The organism is Shewanella sp. 11B5 (genome assembly GCF_002836795.1).
In the GTDB taxonomy this organism is placed as follows: domain Bacteria; phylum Pseudomonadota; class Gammaproteobacteria; order Enterobacterales; family Shewanellaceae; genus Shewanella; species Shewanella frigidimarina.
Genome location: NZ_PJAP01000687.1, coordinates 1 through 2,017, shown reverse-complemented (window position 1 = coordinate 2,017; position 2,017 = coordinate 1). Strand labels below are relative to the sequence as shown.

The window sequence follows — 2,017 nt, the reverse complement described above, 5'->3', positions numbered from 1 at the left end:
AACAAGACTTATACTATCCTCTTCGTCGGAAGCGTCAGATGGGTATAAAAGACAGAAAAAATACTGGTAACATTGCATATTTTCACACATCTCAATTATCTGCTTGAATTTAGCATCTTTTCATTTACTGACACAAGCAAAGTAAATTATTAACGTGAAGATCGAACATAAAACAGGCAGCTTTGTTACCTTAGCATTGCAATTTAACCATTTTAAATCATTCACCCTGCAAGGTGATAATAATAGTACGCGCAGAAGCATGGTCGCGATGTTCACATAAATATAAACCTTGCCAAATACCCAAGTTCAAACGTCCATTGGTAATCGGAATAGACTGGCTAGAACCAATCAATGTCGACTTGATATGAGCAGGCATATCATCCGCGCCTTCATAAGTATGCTGAAAGTATGGTGCACCTTCTGGTGCAAGTACATTAAAATGTCGCTCCAAATCACCACGGACCGTAGGATCAGCATTTTCGTTGATGACTTATACGAATGTAGTTTTTGTTGATACCTCTTAGCTCTGGCAGCCGCGCTATCACTTCATCAGTAATTAAATGAAATCCACGCTGCTTGGGATTAAGTGTCATCTCTCGTTGTAACCACATCAAATAAATCCTTCTTTAAACGACATTTGCAGGTAGATCAGCAATTATGTAGCTTATCATCGACAATACTTTTGGCGGAATGATAGTAAATTATACACCTGATTAGGGTTACGTTTGAATCATCTTGCATTGATTTTCACGCAATTTACCTACCCTTTACCGAACAAGCGCCCAATAAATAGTAACATCAATATTTACCACTAAAACAGATGTTTTGAGCCTTAACTCTAAAAGTGGAGTAAACGTCACGATTGTGAGTGATTGTATTTCAATACACAGCAGCATAGAGCGGGTACGCCCAAGTGATGAATACAATAAAAACAATATGATAGTAATAAATTTAAAATCTGCTACCAATAACGCCAAAAGCAACGGCATAAATATACTGTCACAAGTTTATAGCACTGACATATATACAAAAAAATTGCACCAACGGCAAATAATAAAGCCCTTACATCTTTATTGATGTAAGGGCTTCAAAATCTGATTAATGCATTAGCAAAATGATTGCTACGTACATGCTCCCCAAGTAATACCATCCTTACTGCACTGCTTAATATTAGTATTATTACTTTGCTCAGTTAACTGGGTCCAACTAATCATACCAGTACTTGCATCATAGTTTTTCTCGGTGGTTACCCTATGTTCTTGAGAGTCGTCAGTTTTACGTTTGTACCAGCTAAAGTCAGCATCCTGTAAACCAGTATCATCTGTAAATGTATAACCATAATCAGTTAATAAAGTGACTAACTCTGTGGTTGAATATTCTGCAGAACGGTCTTGTAAATTAACCCAATCATTAAGCGTTGCAAACGCTCCATTAGTTTTAAATTGTGAAAACTGCATAAGATAATTAATATTGTTTTCGCTATAATCAACGTAATAAACACGCTCATAAGCTTGAGTAAAAATATCGGCCGTGAATTGACACTCACCAGTATCTGTTGAGTAGGTATTGCTTAGTGTAAATTGTACCGGTACGAGTTCGACGTCATGAGTAACCATAATACTTTCGTTATTAAAACAAGTCTCTAACTGACCATCAGCGGTATTTCGCTCATCATAACTAGCGATGTATCTGCCATTATCACCCCATGAAAATGCGTTGTTATGACGGCGATAATAGACATATAGAACGGCATCAGTTACGTCGCCATTATCATCGCTTATCATTCTTGCCGACTCTGAGAAAAATTGACTATCGTCAGGGTAGAAAACAACGATATCTCGGTACCAGACATTTTCAGTAAGCTGTTCTGCTGCAGGTGCTTTATCTAGATAATGAATAACTCGGATATAACTCGCGTCCTTGTAGGCATCATTAGTTAACAGTTCAGCTTTCTTCTTCAAACTTAAGCTTAACCCCGTCACATAACGGCGCGCCGTCTGTTGCAATGCTTGATTCC

General features: G+C 37.7%; 1 protein-coding gene and 1 pseudogene. Both read right to left on the bottom strand.

Features of this window, described 5'->3' with window-relative positions:
* Window positions 1-217 precede the first annotated feature (217 nt).
* Window positions 218-611, bottom strand: a pseudogene (locus CXF78_RS15330) (secondary thiamine-phosphate synthase enzyme YjbQ).
* Between the two features lie 510 nt (window positions 612-1,121).
* The coding region (locus CXF78_RS21485) for a hypothetical protein (RefSeq protein ID WP_219622081.1) at window positions 1,122-2,017 on the bottom strand (896 nt) is incomplete at its 5' end.